Source organism: Cellvibrio sp. GW822-FHT04B05 (assembly GCF_058800985.1).
Genome location: NZ_JBXAMU010000003.1, coordinates 195,555 through 213,915, shown reverse-complemented (window position 1 = coordinate 213,915; position 18,361 = coordinate 195,555). Strand labels below are relative to the sequence as shown.

The window sequence follows — 18,361 nt, the reverse complement described above, 5'->3', positions numbered from 1 at the left end:
TCAATTATCTCCCGCTACCAACTTGCGATTTTTCCAGTCAATCAATTTACTGATATTAGACATTGATGCAACAATAAAATAAGCTGCTTCAAGAAAGCCTGCTTTATTAAGCTCCTCAAGGGCTGCTCCATTCAGTTGGGATAATTTGTCAACGTTGATCGTTTCAAATCCAGTGATTTTTAATTTATCCTGATTTTGAAATTCTATATCCAACACTACATCCTCTAATAACTGATGCTTGCTAAATGCATCAAACATTAACTTTGTTAGATACATTCCATCATTGATAGAGTCCAGTACCTTTGAAATGTGATTCAAGTACTGGCTGTAGCCTCCATTTTCTAAAAATAACGCTTGCCCATCTTCACACACTGCTTTGGGGTGATTCATATCTATGTGTACAACAGGATTATGTGTTTCTGCCCCATTGATAATTTCACGTTGAATTCCAATTGAAAAAGGTCCTCTCGCCATCACTGCCGGCACATAGTCAGCACGCCACCCCAAGTATCGTTGGTTTGCCAAGTCCACTTCTGTCAAAAATAAATTTTCATCTTTTTGCAATCCAAAGAATACAACAGCCTGGTATTCACCGTTATCAGGATTTTTACGGCACAAAATTGGATACTCTTTTTGAACATCGGAAAATTCAGTCAAATAGGTGATGGTGCTGGCAACATTATCACCCAACTCAGCTGAAAATTTTGAGTTTACTCTTAAGTGCTCATGGGCAATGTTGTTTAATAACTCTATTTTTTGCATAAATATTACCGGCAAGCAGAACAATTTATTATGGTTTAGCGATAAAAAAGAGCCGCCTGGGCGACTCTTTTTATCAACAACCTTCAGCGTAATACTTAGAAGGTATAACGAACACCCACTTGGTAGCGAGCACCCAAGTCATCATAGCCCCACAACATGTTTTTGTTGCGAGCATGCTCTCGACGATCTTCTCCGGTAATGTTTATACCTTCGAGTGATACAGCCAAATCATCGGTGATATGGTAAGTCACGTTCGCATCAATTTGTGAGTATGCTTCAATATAACCAGGGTTATTAGCACCGGCGCCGGTTCTATTCAGGAACTTATCACGCCAGTTATAGGCAAGACGGGCTTCGACACCATAGTTTTCATACATCAACACCAGGTTTGCAGTATCGCTGAGACCCAATAGTGCAAATTGGTTTGCAGTAATATCCATGTTATCGAAACTAATGTCACCTTTTACGATGGTGTAGTTAGCCATTACACCAAACCCGGTTTCACCGAAGAAGTGTTGCGCAGCAAATTCTGCACCGTAAATTTTTGCTTCCTGGTTATTCACCGGACTGCTCATGGTGAACAGCATTAAAGGATCATCAGCGTTAGGGGTAAAATCACAACTTGGTTGTGTACAGCCTTCACCTAATGGTTGTACTAATGCATCGCTGTAATCATCAGCGCCGTTCGGGAATTGAGCCGGATCGCGAAGAACAGCCATCATTGCGAAAATCTGGCCATCATCGGTGCCAAAACCTCTGCTTTGAAGCGCCGCTCTAGCTGCTTGAGCTCTGGGGCCTGCAGTCTGATCACGAATATCACCAATCGTACGCTCTACTTGCTCGGTTCCCACAAAATTCAGAACGCGTTTTTCCCAAAGACCTGCCGACACATAACTGGCATCATCAAAATACCACTCTACCGACAAGTCAAAGTTGCTTGATTCCAACGGAATAAGGTTGGGGTTATTTCCGTTTGCACGAACGGTTGTACCATCGTTCAAACTCGATCCATTAATTCCATAACCACTGATAGCTGCACCAAGTGATCCCAAGCCGGGACGGGCAATCGTTTTGCTATATGAAAACCGGCTCACGATGTCGTCAGTTAATTTCACCGATAGATCCAGGTTTGGCAGCAATGCGTCATAGTTGTTTTTAGCAACGGTTATGGTACCTGCTGGCAGCGAGACCTGCTGGAAGTCGTTATCAGATTGCCAGACGAAATGAGACAAGAGCGGTGTATCAGATGATGAAACTTGTTTAGTTGACTCGTAGCGTAAACCTGCCAACACATCAACTTCAAGCCCAGCCAGTTGACCAGTAGTGCCTAATTGGAAATAGACGGCATCTGTATCTTCTTGAATATCGTTGTTACTTTTGCTGTTGCGGACACTGGCAAGTTGGGTGTCCTCAACACCGATATAAGCTTTCTCAGCGCCGTTATATTTGCCCACCAGGAAATCAGCTAATTGACGTGCATCCGCACGGTAACCAATAGCGGGTGAATTTCCAGTACTAACGTCGTTAAACTCTCCAGCCACATTGAAAGGCTCAAACAATCCGGCAGGGAATTCACCTGGAGCGGAAGCACCCCAGCCGCCCAGCACCTGATTATTATTGCCGTTGTAATTAATAGTATTGGAACCCATTTCACGACGCTCAATACCAAAATCAAAACGACCGTCATCGAATTTCCATTGAGCATCTACTTTAGCTTGGGTTACATCAGATACTTGCTCAGCTGACCACACACGCATAACAGATGAGCTAAGATCATTTTCATCCAGAGTTCCATTTATTGTCTGAGTCCAGCTAGGAATATCTCTACCACTGAACTCCCAGCTTGCACCCGTTTTAATCGGAGCGCCAACACCAACATCCAATTCACCGGAATGTCCTGGACCTGTAGGCATACTTTCTAACGTTGAATCATGCACATCGACATTTAATGTTAATTGATCATTAACTTCCCAACTCAGATTTAAACCGGTTGATTCCAACGTATCTTCCTGAGAACGATATTGCTGGGCAAAACCAATGTCTCTTGTCTCAGGGCTGTAGCTTTCAGTGATGATTTTAGGAGTCTTGATAGCTGAATTATCAAATTCAACATATTCCAGATAGGAACCATTTTGTACCCAGGTAGTTACTTCACCACGATGCTCGGTTTGATTTTTTTGCGCGAAGGTATAGTCCAAAGTGGCTGTCAGATTCTCGACAGGTCGGTATTGGAAAGTCAGCTGTGCATTGGTACGGTCACGCTGTTGATCAGCAAATGTATAACGAACATCATTGGGACGAGAGTAGAGCTGCCCAACAGCGGGAGCATTAGCGAATATTGGGCTTGAGGCTGGATTGTTATATATGGTGCTACTATCACCGCCACCCCATACTGCAGTGGTCCAATCGTTAACGGTAGCGCCGGTGTAACCTGAGTCACGCTCTTGATAACTTGCACTCAGCGACACACCAAACACGTCATCGTCATCAGCCCAGCTCACCAAACCGGAAACTTCCGGCGTGATATCGCTGCCTGTACGATTAGTAGTATCCGCGACCGCTTTAGCACCAATAGATGCCTTGAAGCCGTCATTATCCAATGGACGCGCAGTCTTGATATTTACTGATGCGCCAATACCACCTGCAGCAACATTAGCTTTACCGGTTTTGTACACTTCCACCGCAGATACTGATTCAGAAGCAAGGTTCGCGAAATCAAATGCCCGTGAGTTACCGCCACGTGTTGATGCATCGGCACCTGAGCTACCACCATAGGCGCTACCCGTTGGAAGTGTTCTTCCGTTCAGTGTGACCATATTGTAATCAGGGCCAAATCCACGCACGGTAATGCGAGAGCCTTCACCGTTGGTACGGTCAATAGAAACACCGGTGATGCGCTGCAGAGATTCAGCGAGGTTGGTATCGGGAAACTTACCCATATCTTCTGCGCTAATGGCGTCAACCACACCTGCGGACTGGCGTTTTACGTCCATCGCGCGCTCCATGGAGGCGCGAATACCCGTTACGGTGACTTCTTCGACAACATCATCCTGAGCGGTAGCGTAGCCGCTAAAGCCGGTAACTGCTGTTGAAGCGATGACTGTTGCTATGAGTTTCTTTTTAAATTTTGCTGTTTTATACATGAAGCTCTCCTTAATTGGATTAGTTATGGTCAGGATTTTGCCGTACTGCTGTTGCCTTACCCGATTGATCACAGGCGATAGCTGCTTACAAACCAGGCAAATCTCGCCTTGAAGCCAAAGCGAATACTGGAAGCCGGGCTATATATCAGCCTCAGCCAAATTACCGCCATTGCAGTTATTGTTAAGGGCGCAATGACAGCGTCAAAAAGTTCTCTGGATTTCATGCATACAAGTATCATATGTTCATTATGACAACAAGTTGAATTGGATGCAGATCACTAATAACCTCGGGAGCTGTTACGCATTTACACAAATTTGCATTTATTAAGACTGAGCTGAGCTGAAATAGACGCAGCCATCGATTGAAAAGCCAGTGAAAAGTTGAGCTGGAACTGTTAGCAGGACGAGCCAAAAAAAACAGTAAAAACGTTAAGGAATTAACACTGGATCCTGATGGAATTTTCACCAAAATCCAGTCTATAAAATGATAAATCAGATTTTATTGTTTTTATCGAAAGATAAAATGTTTACCACTTGCACATCATTTTTATCTTCTTCGGTTTGATTCACGCGCGTCTCCAATTCACGCGCGACCGGTTTAAAACGCATTTCCTCTTTATAACCGCAGGCAACGCATTCACGATAATCTTTATCCTCTTCGTTATAGACAACGAGTTTGTCCATTTCTGAACAGCGCGGGCAAACGGCGCCCGCGACAAACCGGCGTGTGGTGCTGTAGGCCATCAGGCTGCCTCCCCTGACACGTCGGTAATGCCCGAATGACGCAAGAGTGCATCGATGTTGGGTTCACGGCCGCGGAATTTTTTAAATAATTCCATCGGTGCCTGGCTGCCGCCCTGTTGCAAAATTTCGTTCAGGAAGCTTTCGCCGGTAAATTGATTAAAAATACCTTCCTCTTCAAAACGCGAATAGGCATCGGCCGACAATACTTCCGCCCATTTGTAACTGTAATAACCTGCCGCATAACCGCCAGCGAAAATATGGCTGAAACTATTTTCAAAACGGTTAAATGCCGGTGGTTTGATGACGGCAACTTGTGCGCGCGCATCGTTCAATACATCCTGCGCCGATTTTGGTGCTTGCGGGTTGTATTCAGCGTGCAAACGGAAATCAAATAATGAAAATTCAATCTGGCGAATCATTTGCAAACCGGATTGGAAATTTTTTGCCGCGAGCATTTTATCGAGCAGTGTTTGCGATAATGACTCACCCGTTTGGTAGTGACCGGAAATTAACGGAATCGCCTCCGGCTCCCAGCACCAGTTCTCCAAAAATTGGCTGGGTAATTCCACCGCGTCCCAGGCAACGCCATTAATTCCGCTCACGGCGGCAACATCAATTTGCGTCAGCATATGATGCAGGCCGTGACCAAATTCGTGGAACAATGTAGTCACTTCATCGTGCGTGAGTAGCGAAGGAGTTTCACCTACAGGCGGGGTGAAATTGCACGTCAGGAATGCCACCGGCAATTGCACACCGGTTTCAGTTTTACGGCGCACGCGGCAATCTGCCATCCAGGCACCGCCGCGCTTTTTATCGCGCGCAAACAAGTCGAGATAAAAACTGGCGACCTGTTGGTCATTTTTGAAAATATGATAGAAGCGCACATCCGGATGATAAGTATCAAACCCGACAACTTGTTTTACCTGAATTCCAAACAATCGCTGCACTATCTCAAACATACCGGCGATCACTTTTTCGGCCGGAAAATACGGGCGCAATTCTTCTTGCGATATTGAATATTTTTCTATGCGCAACTTTTCGCTGACATACGCAGTGTCCCACGCTTGCAAATCGGCACAGCCATGGCGTGAAGCAAACTCGCGCAGCTCGGCGTAATCGCGCTCTGCATAGGGTTTGGATTTTTGTGCAAGCTCATTTAAAAATTGCAACACTTGCGCCGGCGTCTCCGCCATTTTGCTCGCGAGTGAACGCTCCGCATAACTTGCAAAGCCTAGTAATTGGGCCAGTTCATGTCGCAATGCCAATGTTTCGGCAATAATGCCCGTGTTATCAAATTCTGCAGCAGAACTGCCATCGGCTTTTTTCCCCTGCGCCGATGCGCGAGTGACATACGCGCTGTAAATTTCTTCGCGCAGGGCACGATTGTCAGCATAGGTAATGACCGCATAGTAAGAAGGAAAATCGAGCGTAATCACATAACCCTGCAATTCTTTTTGCGCAGCGGCCTGTGCAGCTTGTGCGAGCGCTGATTCCGGCAAACCGGCAAGTTCATCGGCATCATCGAAATGTTTAAACCACGCCCGTGTAGCATCCAATACATTGTTGGAGAATTGCGTGGAAAGTTCTGACAAACGTTTCTGGATTTCCCCGAAGCGTTTTTTATCCGTTTCATTTAAGGCCACACCGCCCAAACGAAAATCGCGCAATGCGTTGTTGATGGTTTGCTGTTGCGCCTGGGTTAATTGCGCAAACCCTTCACTGTCGGCAAGCTGTTGATAGGCCTTGTAAAGCGCTTCGTTCTGGCTGAATTCGGTACTGTAATCCGTCAACAGTGCCACACTTTCTGTGTAGGCCTTGCGCAATTCATCGCTGTTGGCGACGGAATTTAAATGGCTCACCGGCGACCAGGCCTGATCCAGTTTATCGCCCTGTACCTCCAACGGAGCAATCAGATTTTCCCAGGTAGGAGTGGAAAGCGCGGCGAGCAATTGTTCGAGCTGGGCGCGCCCCTGATTGATCAACTCACTGATGGCGGGAGTGACCTGCTCGGCAGAAATGGCGGAAAAAGGCGGCAAGGTATGGCTTGCGAGTAAAGGATTGGTCATGCGTGACTCCGTGAGGCGAAAAACGGGCGGGGTTTGACGTATCATACACCCATCAATGAGCAGGTTTTCAGGAGCATATCTATGGGCGCAATTAGACATTACCAAGGCCATTCGCCGCAATTAGGTGCGCGGGTTTTTGTCGATGAATCGGCCGTCGTGATCGGCGATGTGGTATTGGGCGATGACGTATCCGTTTGGCCCTGCGTGGTGATCCGCGGCGATATGCACAAAATCCGCATAGGCGCGCGCACCAGCGTGCAAGATGGCTCGGTCCTGCACATCACCCACGTCAGCGACTATAACCCGGCCGGCCACCCACTAATTGTTGGCGATGACGTGACTGTCGGCCATTCGGTCTGTCTGCATGGCTGTACCATTGGCAACCGCGTGCTGGTGGGAATTGGCACCACTGTGCTCGATGGTGCGGTGGTGGAAGATGAAGTCATTATCGGCGCCGGCTCACTGGTGCCACCCGGCAAGCGGCTTGAGTCCGGATTTCTGTATGTCGGCTCACCGGTCAAACAGGCGCGCCCGCTCAAAGATAGCGAGCGCCGTTTTTTTACTTATTCCGCGGATAATTATGTGAAGTTAAAAGATAGTTATATCGCTGAAAATAACGCAACGCTCGACGCCGCTGGCCTCGATTAATTTTCTTTCATAATTCATGGATCTACATATGTCTCGCTATTCACTGCCCATTATTGGCAAGGACGATTCAAATTTTGCAGTTAACAAAATTATTTGTATCGGCCGCAACTACGCCGAGCACGCACGCGAAATGGGCCACGACCCGGATCGCGAGCCGCCGTTTTTCTTTTTTAAACCACAGAGTGCGCTGGCGCAAAATGGCGATGACTTTATCCACCCGGATTTTTCGCAACAGGTCGAACATGAGATCGAATTGGTCATTGCGATTGGAAAGTCCGGCCATAAAGTTGCGCGCGAAAACGCTGCCGATTATGTAAGTGGTTTTGCCGTAGGTTTGGATATGACGTGCCGTGACATCCAAAAAGAAGTGAAAAAAATGGGGCGCCCCTGGGAGCTTGCCAAGGGCTTCGATGGTTCAGCACCTTGTACCGCTATTCAACAAGGCACGCTCGCCGATCTCGAACAATTCGGAGATTTGGTATTAACGCGCAACAGTGAAGAAGTACAGCGCGGCAACTGGCGCGATATGGTGTGGTCGATTCCGGAATTAATTGTGGAAGTATCGCGCTATATAAAACTGGAAGCGGGCGATTTGATTTTTACCGGCACACCGGCTGGTGTGGGGTCAGTAGAAGTGGGCGATAAATTGGTCGCCCGCCTTGAAGGGTTTCCCGAAGTGCTCCGATTACATATTGTCGCAACGCAGACAAATGGAGCGTCATGAGTTGGATAAGATCATTACTACACCGAAATAGACCTGTCTCTACTACCTAGTATTCAACTTCTATTTGGATGATCGGGATCTCCCAGTTATCAACTTGGATTCGCTCTTGATACTCTTCATTTTCCTGATGCTTACTGCGTTGAATCATGGCAATAATCTGGGCATGTTTGATCTGCGATAAGCGATTGCCCCACTCCAGTATGCCGTTTTTAGAAAGTTGGCTGATAAGCTGGTTCTGGTGATAGATCTTAATCTTGTCATTTGGGTCTCGCTCCAGTTGAACGGAGGCTCCCACTTGCAATGAATTCAGCACCTGATGAATAGCATCTTGGGCGGGACGCTGTCCCGCCAAGCCGATAAATAAATCGCTCATCCCCAATAAGGCAAAACGTCGCAATTTTTCCGGGGCGCTGGCTTGTGCAGGCTCTCGATGGAGCGAGTCTGTTAGCAAGGGAAGGTATGGATGGGATTGATCCTCCCGCTGCAGAATTACCAATCTGGATATTGCCCTAGTCATCGCAACATAGAAAATCCGGCGCTCTTCTTCTACCTCAGCTGACGTGCTTTGGGCGCTAGCTTGCCAGGCACCATCAAGAATCAAGACATGCTGAAACTCTTCCCCCTTGACCCCATGTACGGTGCTTAAAAGAACACCATGTCCAAAGCGGATTTGCCGTCGTTGTTCATTCAGGTATTCGCTCAGAAACAATTCAAAATGCGTCGCAGGCAAAGCGATATCCCCTTGGCTGGCTTGCCATTGATCAATCAGATCATGTAATAACTGTTGCCAGCGGTTGGCATGTTCAATGGAAGGGAGAGGGGCGGCCAGTTCGGCGGGAGTCATTTGAGTAAACCCACGATGCTGAAGCCATTTGCGATATTGCACTACTTCGCGGCAGCAGTGGATAGGGAAACCATGATCTCTATCAAGGGTGTAACGGTACGGAATTCCCGCATCGCTTAGCGCTGAGCGAACCCATAGCAGCGCCTCCTTTTCAATTCCCTGACGAGACAGAATGGCAATACTTTCCAATGGACAGCCGGGATCTTTTTCCTGGATGTAGCGAATGTGACGGATGACTTCAGCGGCCTGCTGGGATACATCATGACAGGACTGGATTACAACTTTTCCGTTACTGGAATCGATATTATGCCAGCGACCTCCCGCTGGCTCCATCAGCCGATTTTCATCAATACTTATGGGATGCTCACCTTTCATACGGTCATGATTGTGGCCAATTAATTGGTTGGCTGCCTGGATAATGTATCTGGTGGAGCGGTAATTCCAGGTCAAATAGTGGGTCTGTGCGGCATAGTCCTGCTCGAAACGCCGGATAAAACTGACATTTGCATCGCGAAAGCCGTATATAGATTGATCGTCGTCGCCGACAGCCATCAACTGGAGTTTGTTTTCTTCTTCACTTTCATTTTTACCTACCAAGGCGGCAATTAGCTGATACTGCTGTTCATCAATGTCCTGATATTCATCGACCAGGATAAATTGCAGTCCGCCCAGCAATTTTTCCCGCTGCTCTTCCATTGCAAGCCCAAGCTGGATGTCATCACCTTTTAAGAGGGCGATGGCCTGATCTAACAATATTGAAAAGTCGATGTCATTCAGTTCCTGAGAGTTGATTGAGTTGCCAGTCAAACCCAGAGCCAGACCATGAAAGGTTTGTACGTTTACCCGGCTCCCGTCGCGCCCCAGTAATTGGGTTAGGCGTCGCCGCAGAGACAGGGCGGCATTGTGGTTGTAGCAAAGCAGGAGGATTTTGCGTGGATCTACTTGTCTGACACGCATCAGGTAGGCGCAACGGTGAATAATAACCTTGCTTTTGCCCGAGCCAGGCCCCGCCAAAACCAATAGGTTCTGCTCAGGGTTGGCCTGCACAATCTGCTCCTGTGTTCGATTATGTAGTGCCTCGACAATTCGCTTCCACGAGCTTTCACTAGTTGCCATGTCCAGAATTTTGCGGCGCCCTTTGAAATAGAGCGGTAAGAATTTATCTGCCTCCATGTTGAAGTAGTCTTTGAGGAGCTGCTGGGCTGCTTTGATCTTTGCCAGGCCTACCCTTGCATATTCGTTCATCACATGAATTTGGATAATTTTTTGCTGGTAGTGCTGGGCAAGCGGCTGATAGTCCGATTTGATGTAACGTTGGCTCTTGTCTGCGGTCAATTTGAGGCTCATGGCCGAACGAAACACAGCGAGACCATTTTGTAAGATGATGGCGTGCTGTTCATGTAGGTAAAGCAACCCGCGCTCGGCTGCCTTCATCAGCCACTTCTGCTGGGTACTACTTTCCCTAAAGTGCCGGAGTTGCGTAATTTCCATGTCGCGGCGCAAGTGATCGATGACCTGCTCCATCGCAAAAGAAACAGTGACTTGACGGGCGCTATGTTCCTCATTCTTGTCCAGTTGTTGATAAAGGAACGCCAGCACAGCGGCCGTCACCTTATGCCGTTGCTCTATGATTTTGCGAATGTCGCTCCATCTGCGGTTCACCACAACTTGATAGTGCTCCTTACTGGCATAGCGAAAATCAATGGAGCCCTTCTGGCCACTTTGGCGGCCATCTTGTGACCAGCTATAAAGTAAATTGCGTAATAGTGATGGGTTACTGCGCTGGTGCCCAAGATCAATTAATCGCTGGTTGAGTTGCCGTAAATGCAACGGATAAGCCATGCCAGGTGCAGGGTCGGGCATCTGTTCTTGCAGCAATTCCAACATGGCAGTTTCGATGCTATGTACCACTTGTGTAGTGACTATGGAGTTGTCTTTGCCTTTGGGTCGGAGTTGAGCTGTTAGCAGCAAGCCTTTGGAAATCAACCCGATATCAGCCATCTGGGTCAGAATTCGCATGATATCACTGGCGCTAGTTGTCGTTTTTGAAGAGGGGGTAGTCAGATATTGTGCAGCATCCTCAGCTATATGGTCGGCACTTAATCCATCGTCGGTATCAGCATTGATCAATGCCTGCAACACGGCATACCAGAGTAGGCTAGCTTGTGGCGATAGATGGAGGTGAACCAGTTTTTCTTTGGCCTCGTCCAAAGATGTGAACAATGGACGCCCCTGAAAGACTTGTGTGATGTTGTCCGTTCGCGCCACAAATCCGGCCCGTTCCAACCAAGCTATGCCGGTTTTTACCTTGGTATCAGCATCGCTATCGTCTGCAGCAAAGCTGGCGTCCACATCGGGTTGGTTGATAAGTTCAGCGCAGGTAGCGAAGACTTCATTGTCTTTGTTAGCCTTGAACTTGATGCCCCTGAATATTTGCGCAATATCGCGATGACTGACCTCACTGATGGCCTGCAAGCGAAATTGCTTTTCGATGTCCTGTTCATCAAATAACAGTACACAATGGGCAGTATTTGTATCCCTGCCTGCACGCCCGGCTTCTTGCAAATAATTCTCTATCGAACCGGGGATCTCAACATGAATCACCAAACGAACATCATCTTTATCAATGCCCATGCCAAAGGCATTAGTGGCACAGATAATCCGGTATGTACCACTAATAAAACCTTCCAGTGTTTCTTTTTTCTGATTGTTCTCCAGACGAGAATAAAAGCGGGCTACAGATAACGATTGTTGTTGACCCAGTGCATCTGCCATCTCATCAACAGATTTGCGCGTAGCGCAATAAATGACGCACGAGCCTGGCTTATCCTCTCCGAAAAACTGCTCCAGCAACATGAGCACTTGGCTGAGCTTGCTAAGACCGCTGCTTTCAATAATTTCATAGTGCAAGTTAACCCTTTCAACACCTCCCTCAAAACACTTAAGAGGAGTGGGTAACTTGTCCTTGAAATGGGCGCATATATCATTGATGACATCCAGTTTAGCAGTAGCGGTATAGCAAAATACCGGGGGAATAGAAACCTGTTGCTCTTTGGCCACTGCCTCAATGACATCAGCGCAGTAAAGATAGTCGGGGCGAAAGTCATGTCCCCATTTTGAAAGACAGTGAGCCTCATCGAAAACCCAACCACCAATCTGTCTTTGTTTAATCGCCTGCTTCACAGTCCGATTACGAAGCTGCTCTGGTGACAAATAGAGCAAGGCAATATCGCCGAGACGCACTTGCTCCAGAATAGCTCCGCGCTCGGGCAAGGTTAGCATGCCCGAGATGGCAGCAACCGTTTCAATACCTGCCTTCTGCTTGAGGTTGTCAACCTGATCTTTCATCAGCGCCTGCAAAGGCGAAATCACAATAGTGAGCGAACCATTGCGCAGATTGCGAACTATTGCTGGCAACTGGTAGCAAAGCGATTTGCCTCCACTGGTGGGTAAAATAGTGATTGTCCGGCTAACCCATACTCGACGATATCGCGCTGCAATGGCATTCCATCAGGGAGCGGGCGGAAATCGTTGAGAGCAAAGATCTTTTGCAAATGCTGGCGGGCGTCGTGGTTTTCTTGGCAATAACTGCAATGGGCATCAGTACACTTTTCTTCCCTTATGTACTTGATGATGTCAGCGGTAGCTGGGAAGTGGCGCCAGATCCAAGGAGGGAGCACTGAGTTGCCGCCAGACACTGGAAGCCAGGCACAAGCATAAGCTAGCGGGAGCAGTTGCTGATGGAACAATGATTCACTAATCATCCGGTTAAGTTGCTGTGGACAAGCCTTGTTACCTACTACCTGATGAATTAAAGCAGGCAGCATGACGCTGCTGCTCGTTTTTTCCTGGGTCAGTTTGGCAAATACCTGAGCCAAACCTTGGGTATTGAAGTGTGTCGTGGTGCCATGCTCAAACAAGTATTGATACAGCTGGAGCTGGGCGAGTGGGAGATTTTTTAATGCGTCAAGCTGATCAGTAAAGATCTGTAGAGCCAGCATTGCATCCTTAACCGGATCATTAAGTGTATCGCGTACAAGTTTGTAGTCTTTAACAAGCCGATGATAAGGGTTGGCCGGGAAGGCCAACGGAGAAAGATACAATGTATCGATAATTGGTTTGTTGAGCAGGTTATGCGGGATGACTGACTGCTTTGCCAGCCAAGGTAAATCAAAATTAAGAATATTGTGCCCCAGGATGATATCTGCTTGCTTGGACAACTCCTCGATTTGAGCGATGGCCTCTGCTGATTTCCCTTTGACGCTCAATACTTGTTGGCCCAACACAGCACCCAAATGCTTGAGCTTTTCATCACGACCCAACTCCAGGTCAAAGCTAAGAATACGAGACAAATCAAAACATACAGGCAGCAGCGTCATAATCCATAGGCTCACAAAGGCAGTTTACGCACTAATTACACATTAAAATCAGTTAGTTATAGTACATATTAGCCTAAGTGAGACAGCTAAACAGCGGCACTTGCCAATTAGCTGTCTCTCATAACTGTCAGAATCTGACAGAGATTATGTTAATGAGTGAATGCCTATGGCAAATCAAACACCAACGCCTTTACCGCTTTACTTTGCGCAACCATCACCAGACTATTAATGTCCTCGATTTTTGCACCGTCGCCTGGTTTAACGATTTCACCTTCAATCGCCAATTCGCCGTTGATCACATGCACGTAGTATTTACGTTGTGTGGATGCAGGCAATTCCGCACTGGAGTTTGGATCAAGCAGCAATTGATAAAGACGTGCATCTTGTTTAATTACCAGACTACCCGCTTCACCATCCGGGCTTACCGCCAGGGTTAAACCGGGTTTACTACCAAAATCTTTTTGCTGGTAGCCAGGAGCTTGGCCGTATACATTTGGCTGAATCCAGATTTGCAAAAAATGCAGCCCTTTACTCAATGACGGGTTAAATTCGCTGTGGCGGATTCCGCTGCCCGCTGACATCAACTGGAACTCACCCGGTGGCAAGGTCGCAACATTGCCTTCGCTATCCCTGTGTGCAATTTCGCCGTCGAGTACATAGCTGATAATTTCCATATCACGGTGGCCATGAGTATCAAAACCGGAATCTGCCGCAACATGGTCGTCATTAATGACGCGCAGTGCCGAAAATCCCATATGACGTTCGTCGTAGTAACTGCCAAATGAAAATGTATGTTTACTATCCAGCCAGCCAAAGTTGGCGCTGCCGCGCTGGTTACTTTTTCTGATACTGATCATAGGTCACCTCATTTTTTGCGGCGCTGTTTTAAAGCGCCGTGAGCCAGATTTTTTTAATGCGAATTCAATTCCGGTTTAGATTTTGTTTGCGATCACACTGTCGGCACTTGCGCGGCCGCCACCGGAAATCAGCAGGGAAATTACACCGGCCAGCAACGCCAAACCAAACTCATAACCGTTATTACTCATAAACAAACCGTTGCTGATATGTACGCTGAAGATCGCTACCAGCATGGTCACGGCCAGCACCAGCGCAGCAGGACGAGTCAGCAAACCAAGGATCAGCAACAGGCCGCCGAAAAATTCCGCTGAACCCGACAACGCCGCCATCAATACGCCAGGCTCAAGGCCAATCGACGCCATCCATTGTCCGGTACCTTGCAGACCATAGCCGCCAAACCAGCCAAATAATTTCTGCGCACCGTGGGCAGCGAAAATAATACCCAAGGGTAAACGCAGGGCTAAGGCTGAGTAACTGTTGTTGGTTGCGATGATGTTTTTGATTCTGCTCATGATGATGCTCCGAAAAATTTGAATATTGGATTAGTTGGTTTGGCGCCGTGTCAACTGCTTGTTCGCCTCACTTGTTGCCAGAATAGGCTTGCGGACAGCAACAAAAAAGCGGAACATTTTGAGTTATTAATTCAAATTTTTTGAACATTGTCAGGAGCGAGTTATATGCATCACGCCATCACCCTTGATGCCCTTAGAGTCCTTGATGCCATTGAACGCAAAGGCAGTTTCGGTGCAGCAGCCGAGGCCCTGTTTAAGGTGCCATCAGCCTTGTCCTACACTGTCCAAAAACTGGAATCTGACCTCGGGATCAATCTTTTTGATCGAACCAGACAGCGGGCACAGCTAACCGCTGCCGGGCGGTTATTGCTGGAACAAGGGCGCCAGCTATTGCAAGCTGCCAACGCGATAGAGGAAGCGGTGCAGCAGTTGGAAGCGGGGTGGGAGACGCAATTGCGTATTGCCAAGGACACCGTCCTGCCGCTCGCACCGTTGTTGCAGCAGATTAATGCCTTTAACCTGCTCGATAAGCGTGTCGCCATCACCATCAGTGAAGAAGTCCTCGGCGGCACTTGGGATGCGCTCATTGCCGAGCGTTGTGATCTGGCGCTCGGTGCCAGCGGCGATCTGCCCAAAGGGATTTTTGACTATCAATTAATGGGCGAGGTGGAGTTTGTATTTGCGGTCGCGCGGGAGCATCCGCTGTGTTTGCATAAAGGTCCGGTGGATGCCGCCGCGATCCAGGCATTTCCCACTATCGTGATGGCCGACTCATCGCTCAGCTCACCCGCCCGGTCTTCGGGTTTATTGGCAAGTCGACAAATCATCCGTGTCGCCAATGTGGATGCAAAAATCCAGGCCCACATAATGGGAACAGGAGTGGGGTTTTTACCTGCACACTTAATTCAGGAAGAAACAGCGAGCGGTAAATTAGTCGTGCTGGACTGTTCGGTGCCGCGCCCGAATATTCCGCTGTATATGGCATGGCGAAAAGGCAATAACGGCAAAGCATTGCATTGGTTTATTGATGCCTGCCTGAAGGCAAAATGGTTTTGATCTTTGCAGCCTGTTATCGACTTAATTAAACACACTGTTTCCTGTCGCAATCAGGTGTTGTAACTATTTGAAACGGCCAACCCGGGCGCGAACGGATAAACTGGATTTATAGTCATATAAATGCAAAGATAATATTCACGACCTGCAACAAACGTAGCGTCGCCTCCGCCCAGGAGCGTCTGCATAACCAGATGGCAGTCTTCAGGCAGGAAAAAAACAATAACACTGCGTTGTCTTTACTGGAAAAGTTGTACTTCCTTACATTGCAGCATGGCACATCGGTCAATCCGTCCTTAATAATTAATAACTAAGACGAGATTGTAATTATGTTTACTAAAACAATTGTAACGACCAGGCACGACAAAAGCTTCACCCTGACATCCATTACCGCCGCTGTAGCCTTGCTTACAGCAGGTTCTGCATTTGCTGCTGCAACCGGCGGCTTTTCAACGACGGATGGTGGCAATGTCTCAGGGGCGCAGTCTTTTACCGCATCTACCTATGAACAAATCAACACGATTATTGCCAACGCAAAAGTAAACGCAAGTGGCAGTAAAGTGACTGGTGGCGTGTATCCCCTCATCATCACTTATACCGGTAACGAAGATTCGTTGATTAACCAGGTAATCAAAGATCACACGGTTGATTCATCGGGCAATTGCCCCAAGCCGCGTTGGAATGATGCTTATCGCTACGTAGAAATTAAGGAATTTACCAAAGGTATTACCATCATCGGTGCCAATGGTTCTTCTGCTAATTTCGGTATTGTGGTGAATAAATCCAGCAACGTCATTGTGCGTAATATGAAAATCGGCGCACTTGCCGGTGCGAATAACGATGCCGATATGATCCGTATCGATAGCGGCAGCAACGTCTGGGTTGATCACAACGAATTGTTTGCCGTTAACAACGAATGCAAGGGTTCACCCGATGGTGACCTGACCTTTGAAAGTGCCATCGACATTAAAAAAGATTCACACAACATCACCGTCTCTTACAACCTGATCCGCGATAGCAAAAAAGTCGGCCTTGATGGTTCCAGCAGCAGTGATATCGCTGGCGGTCGTGAAATTACGTTCCACCACAATATTTATCGCAACGTAAATGCACGCCTGCCATTACAGCGCGGCGGTTGGACGCACATGTACAACAACCTTTACGACGGTGTTACCGATTCCGGCATTAACGTGCGTCAAAAAGGTTATGCATTGATTGAAAGTAACTGGTTCCAGAATGCAAAAAATCCGGTGACTTGCCGTTACGACAGCAGCAACTGCGGCTATTGGGATTTGCGCAACAACAACGTGCGCAATCCGGGTGATTTTGCAACTTACAATATTACCTGGAGCAGCGGCGGCACCATTGATGCAACCAACTGGACAACCACCGCGCCTTTCCCGATTAGCATTCCCTACAGCTATTCACCGGTAACACCGCAATGCGTGAAAGATAAACTTGCGAGTTACGCCGGTGTAGGTAAAAACAATGCCCAATTAACCGCGTCAGCCTGTGGTGGTGCTACCAGTTCAGTAGCCAGCTCAACTGCACCGGTTGCTTCATCAAGCAAATCATCGAGTTCAGTTGCAGTTGTATCTTCCAGTAAATCATCCAGTTCTATTGCAGCAAGCTCATCCTCTGCAAGCGGCGCACCCGTACTGGGCGGCACCGGTGACTACCCAAGCGGCTTCTCCAAGTGCGCCGATTTGGGTGAGACCTGTGCCGTAACCTCTGGTGATGGCTGGGTAGCATTCGGCCGCAAAGGCAAGTGGGTCACCAAGAAAGTAACTGTTGGTAGTTCAATCGCCTGCACTGTTGCTGCATTTGGTTCTGATCCAGGTGGCAACCCAAATAAATGCTCTTATAAAAAGTAAATTATTTTTAAGAAGTGAAATAAAAACCGATCTCAAAAGGATCGGTTTTTTTGAACTATAAATTGATAAAAATTTCTTTACGTGAGCTGGACTTGATTGACCAGCCTGCTGTGCATGGCTGACCAGCGAAACCGGAAAAGTGTGAGCGGGCTGCTGTCGGGGTTTGACCATGATTCACAATAGATTTTAAAAAGCCCAGTTATGAATACTGGACTTTTTGGGATTATGTTAGCTCACTCTAAACCATGAATAACTAAGGATTAATATAACTAACATCTTTTATAAAAATATCCTGACATAGTAAGGAAACATCATGGTTTAAAGCCGAGCCACCCCAACAGACGCGAAATAACTTTTTTTGTAGTCTTGATGATACTTCGTAATGTATACCTAAACCACAAATGGGATTTTGATAATTAAACCCCTCTAAAGAAATCTCATCAATCCCATTGAATAAAATGGTTACAGCCCTAGGATTTCGGCGAGGATCATTATCTGCATAACTAGTATCAAATAAGTAAAAATTTACTTCCATGGAAACATCGATTTGATTATCCCAACTATTCGTTCTTATGCATTCAAGTATATTTCCTCTTTCCATTTGTAAATTTAATATTTCTGCGCTATCGAAGCTAGGCCATTTTCCATATATAGATACTAACTTCTCTGCATCATTGATAAAACTTAATATACTTTTTTCAATAGAGTATCTTTCAGAAATAGCTAAAGTCATTTTCTTCGCTTCCTATAATCT

At 47.2% G+C, this 18,361-nt stretch carries 13 protein-coding genes; 4 read left to right on the top strand and 9 right to left on the bottom strand.

The annotated features are described in order from the left end of the window. The 4 genes from AC1RJL_RS10885 to prlC all read right to left on the bottom strand — a co-directional run bounded on the left by AC1RJL_RS10885 (window position 1) and on the right by prlC (window position 6,715). Complete coding sequence (locus tag AC1RJL_RS10885) at window positions 1-762, bottom strand: SapC family protein (RefSeq protein ID WP_492913838.1); 762 nt, start codon at window positions 760-762, stop codon at window positions 1-3. A gap of 95 nt (window positions 763-857) precedes the next feature. Next, window positions 858-3,905 (bottom strand): TonB-dependent receptor, encoded by a 3,048-nt coding sequence (locus AC1RJL_RS10880; RefSeq protein ID WP_492913836.1) that lies wholly within the window; start codon window positions 3,903-3,905, stop codon window positions 858-860. A gap of 492 nt (window positions 3,906-4,397) precedes the next feature. Next, entirely contained in the window at window positions 4,398-4,649 is a 252-nt protein-coding gene (locus AC1RJL_RS10875) for a YheV family putative zinc ribbon protein (RefSeq protein WP_492913833.1), read from the bottom strand. Next, complete coding sequence (gene prlC / locus AC1RJL_RS10870; protein ID WP_492913831.1) at window positions 4,649-6,715, bottom strand: oligopeptidase A; 2,067 nt, start codon at window positions 6,713-6,715, stop codon at window positions 4,649-4,651. The genes AC1RJL_RS10875 and prlC overlap by 1 nt, the downstream gene beginning before the upstream one ends. 81 nt (window positions 6,716-6,796) lie before the next feature. On the opposite strand from prlC, the gene AC1RJL_RS10865 reads away from it, so the two are divergent. Beyond that, on the top strand, window positions 6,797-7,363 hold the full coding sequence (locus tag AC1RJL_RS10865; RefSeq protein WP_492913828.1) for a gamma carbonic anhydrase family protein: 567 nt from the start codon (window positions 6,797-6,799) through the stop codon (window positions 7,361-7,363). 28 nt (window positions 7,364-7,391) lie between these two features. Beyond that, entirely contained in the window at window positions 7,392-8,087 is a 696-nt protein-coding gene (locus tag AC1RJL_RS10860; protein WP_492913826.1) for a fumarylacetoacetate hydrolase family protein, read from the top strand. Between the two features lie 46 nt (window positions 8,088-8,133). Here the strand turns inward: AC1RJL_RS10860 and AC1RJL_RS10855 are convergent, their stop codons facing one another. The 4 genes from AC1RJL_RS10855 to AC1RJL_RS10840 form a co-directional block, all read right to left on the bottom strand. Beyond that, on the bottom strand, window positions 8,134-12,348 hold the full coding sequence (locus AC1RJL_RS10855; RefSeq protein WP_492913825.1) for a RecQ family ATP-dependent DNA helicase: 4,215 nt from the start codon (window positions 12,346-12,348) through the stop codon (window positions 8,134-8,136). Continuing rightward, window positions 12,336-13,310 carry a hypothetical protein gene (locus AC1RJL_RS10850; RefSeq protein WP_492913823.1) on the bottom strand — a complete coding sequence of 325 codons (975 nt, stop codon included), beginning with the start codon at window positions 13,308-13,310 and terminating at the stop codon, window positions 12,336-12,338. Before AC1RJL_RS10850 ends, AC1RJL_RS10855 begins: the two co-directional genes overlap by 13 nt. Before the next feature lie 164 nt (window positions 13,311-13,474). Then, window positions 13,475-14,167, bottom strand: a complete 693-nt coding sequence (locus AC1RJL_RS10845) for a pirin family protein (RefSeq protein WP_492913821.1) — start codon at window positions 14,165-14,167, stop codon at window positions 13,475-13,477. Between the two features lie 75 nt (window positions 14,168-14,242). Next, a complete protein-coding gene (locus AC1RJL_RS10840) occupies window positions 14,243-14,680 on the bottom strand; it encodes a DoxX family protein (RefSeq protein ID WP_492913819.1) in 438 nt (145 codons plus the stop codon). Between the two features lie 165 nt (window positions 14,681-14,845). On the opposite strand from AC1RJL_RS10840, the gene AC1RJL_RS10835 reads away from it, so the two are divergent. After that, window positions 14,846-15,736: a LysR family transcriptional regulator gene (locus tag AC1RJL_RS10835; RefSeq protein ID WP_492913817.1), complete on the top strand. Its 891-nt coding sequence runs from the start codon at window positions 14,846-14,848 to the stop codon at window positions 15,734-15,736. Between the two features lie 326 nt (window positions 15,737-16,062). Next, window positions 16,063-17,607 carry a pectate lyase family protein gene (locus AC1RJL_RS10830; RefSeq protein WP_492913815.1) on the top strand — a complete coding sequence of 515 codons (1,545 nt, stop codon included), beginning with the start codon at window positions 16,063-16,065 and terminating at the stop codon, window positions 17,605-17,607. Between the two features lie 253 nt (window positions 17,608-17,860). Here the strand turns inward: AC1RJL_RS10830 and AC1RJL_RS10825 are convergent, their stop codons facing one another. Beyond that, on the bottom strand, window positions 17,861-18,340 hold the full coding sequence (locus AC1RJL_RS10825) for an Imm50 family immunity protein (RefSeq protein ID WP_492913813.1): 480 nt from the start codon (window positions 18,338-18,340) through the stop codon (window positions 17,861-17,863). Window positions 18,341-18,361: the final 21 nt, after the last annotated feature.

Coding starts and splice junctions, on each gene's coding strand:
- AC1RJL_RS10885 (WP_492913838.1), bottom strand. CDS start 762: ATGCAAAAAATAGAGTTATTAAACAACATTGCCCATGAGCACTTAAGA.
- AC1RJL_RS10880 (WP_492913836.1), bottom strand. CDS start 3,905: ATGTATAAAACAGCAAAATTTAAAAAGAAACTCATAGCAACAGTCATC.
- AC1RJL_RS10875 (WP_492913833.1), bottom strand. CDS start 4,649: ATGGCCTACAGCACCACACGCCGGTTTGTCGCGGGCGCCGTTTGCCCG.
- prlC (WP_492913831.1), bottom strand. CDS start 6,715: ATGACCAATCCTTTACTCGCAAGCCATACCTTGCCGCCTTTTTCCGCC.
- AC1RJL_RS10865 (WP_492913828.1), top strand. CDS start 6,797: ATGGGCGCAATTAGACATTACCAAGGCCATTCGCCGCAATTAGGTGCG.
- AC1RJL_RS10860 (WP_492913826.1), top strand. CDS start 7,392: ATGTCTCGCTATTCACTGCCCATTATTGGCAAGGACGATTCAAATTTT.
- AC1RJL_RS10850 (WP_492913823.1), bottom strand. CDS start 13,310: ATGACGCTGCTGCCTGTATGTTTTGATTTGTCTCGTATTCTTAGCTTT.
- AC1RJL_RS10845 (WP_492913821.1), bottom strand. CDS start 14,167: ATGATCAGTATCAGAAAAAGTAACCAGCGCGGCAGCGCCAACTTTGGC.
- AC1RJL_RS10840 (WP_492913819.1), bottom strand. CDS start 14,680: ATGAGCAGAATCAAAAACATCATCGCAACCAACAACAGTTACTCAGCC.
- AC1RJL_RS10835 (WP_492913817.1), top strand. CDS start 14,846: ATGCATCACGCCATCACCCTTGATGCCCTTAGAGTCCTTGATGCCATT.
- AC1RJL_RS10830 (WP_492913815.1), top strand. CDS start 16,063: ATGTTTACTAAAACAATTGTAACGACCAGGCACGACAAAAGCTTCACC.
- AC1RJL_RS10825 (WP_492913813.1), bottom strand. CDS start 18,340: ATGACTTTAGCTATTTCTGAAAGATACTCTATTGAAAAAAGTATATTA.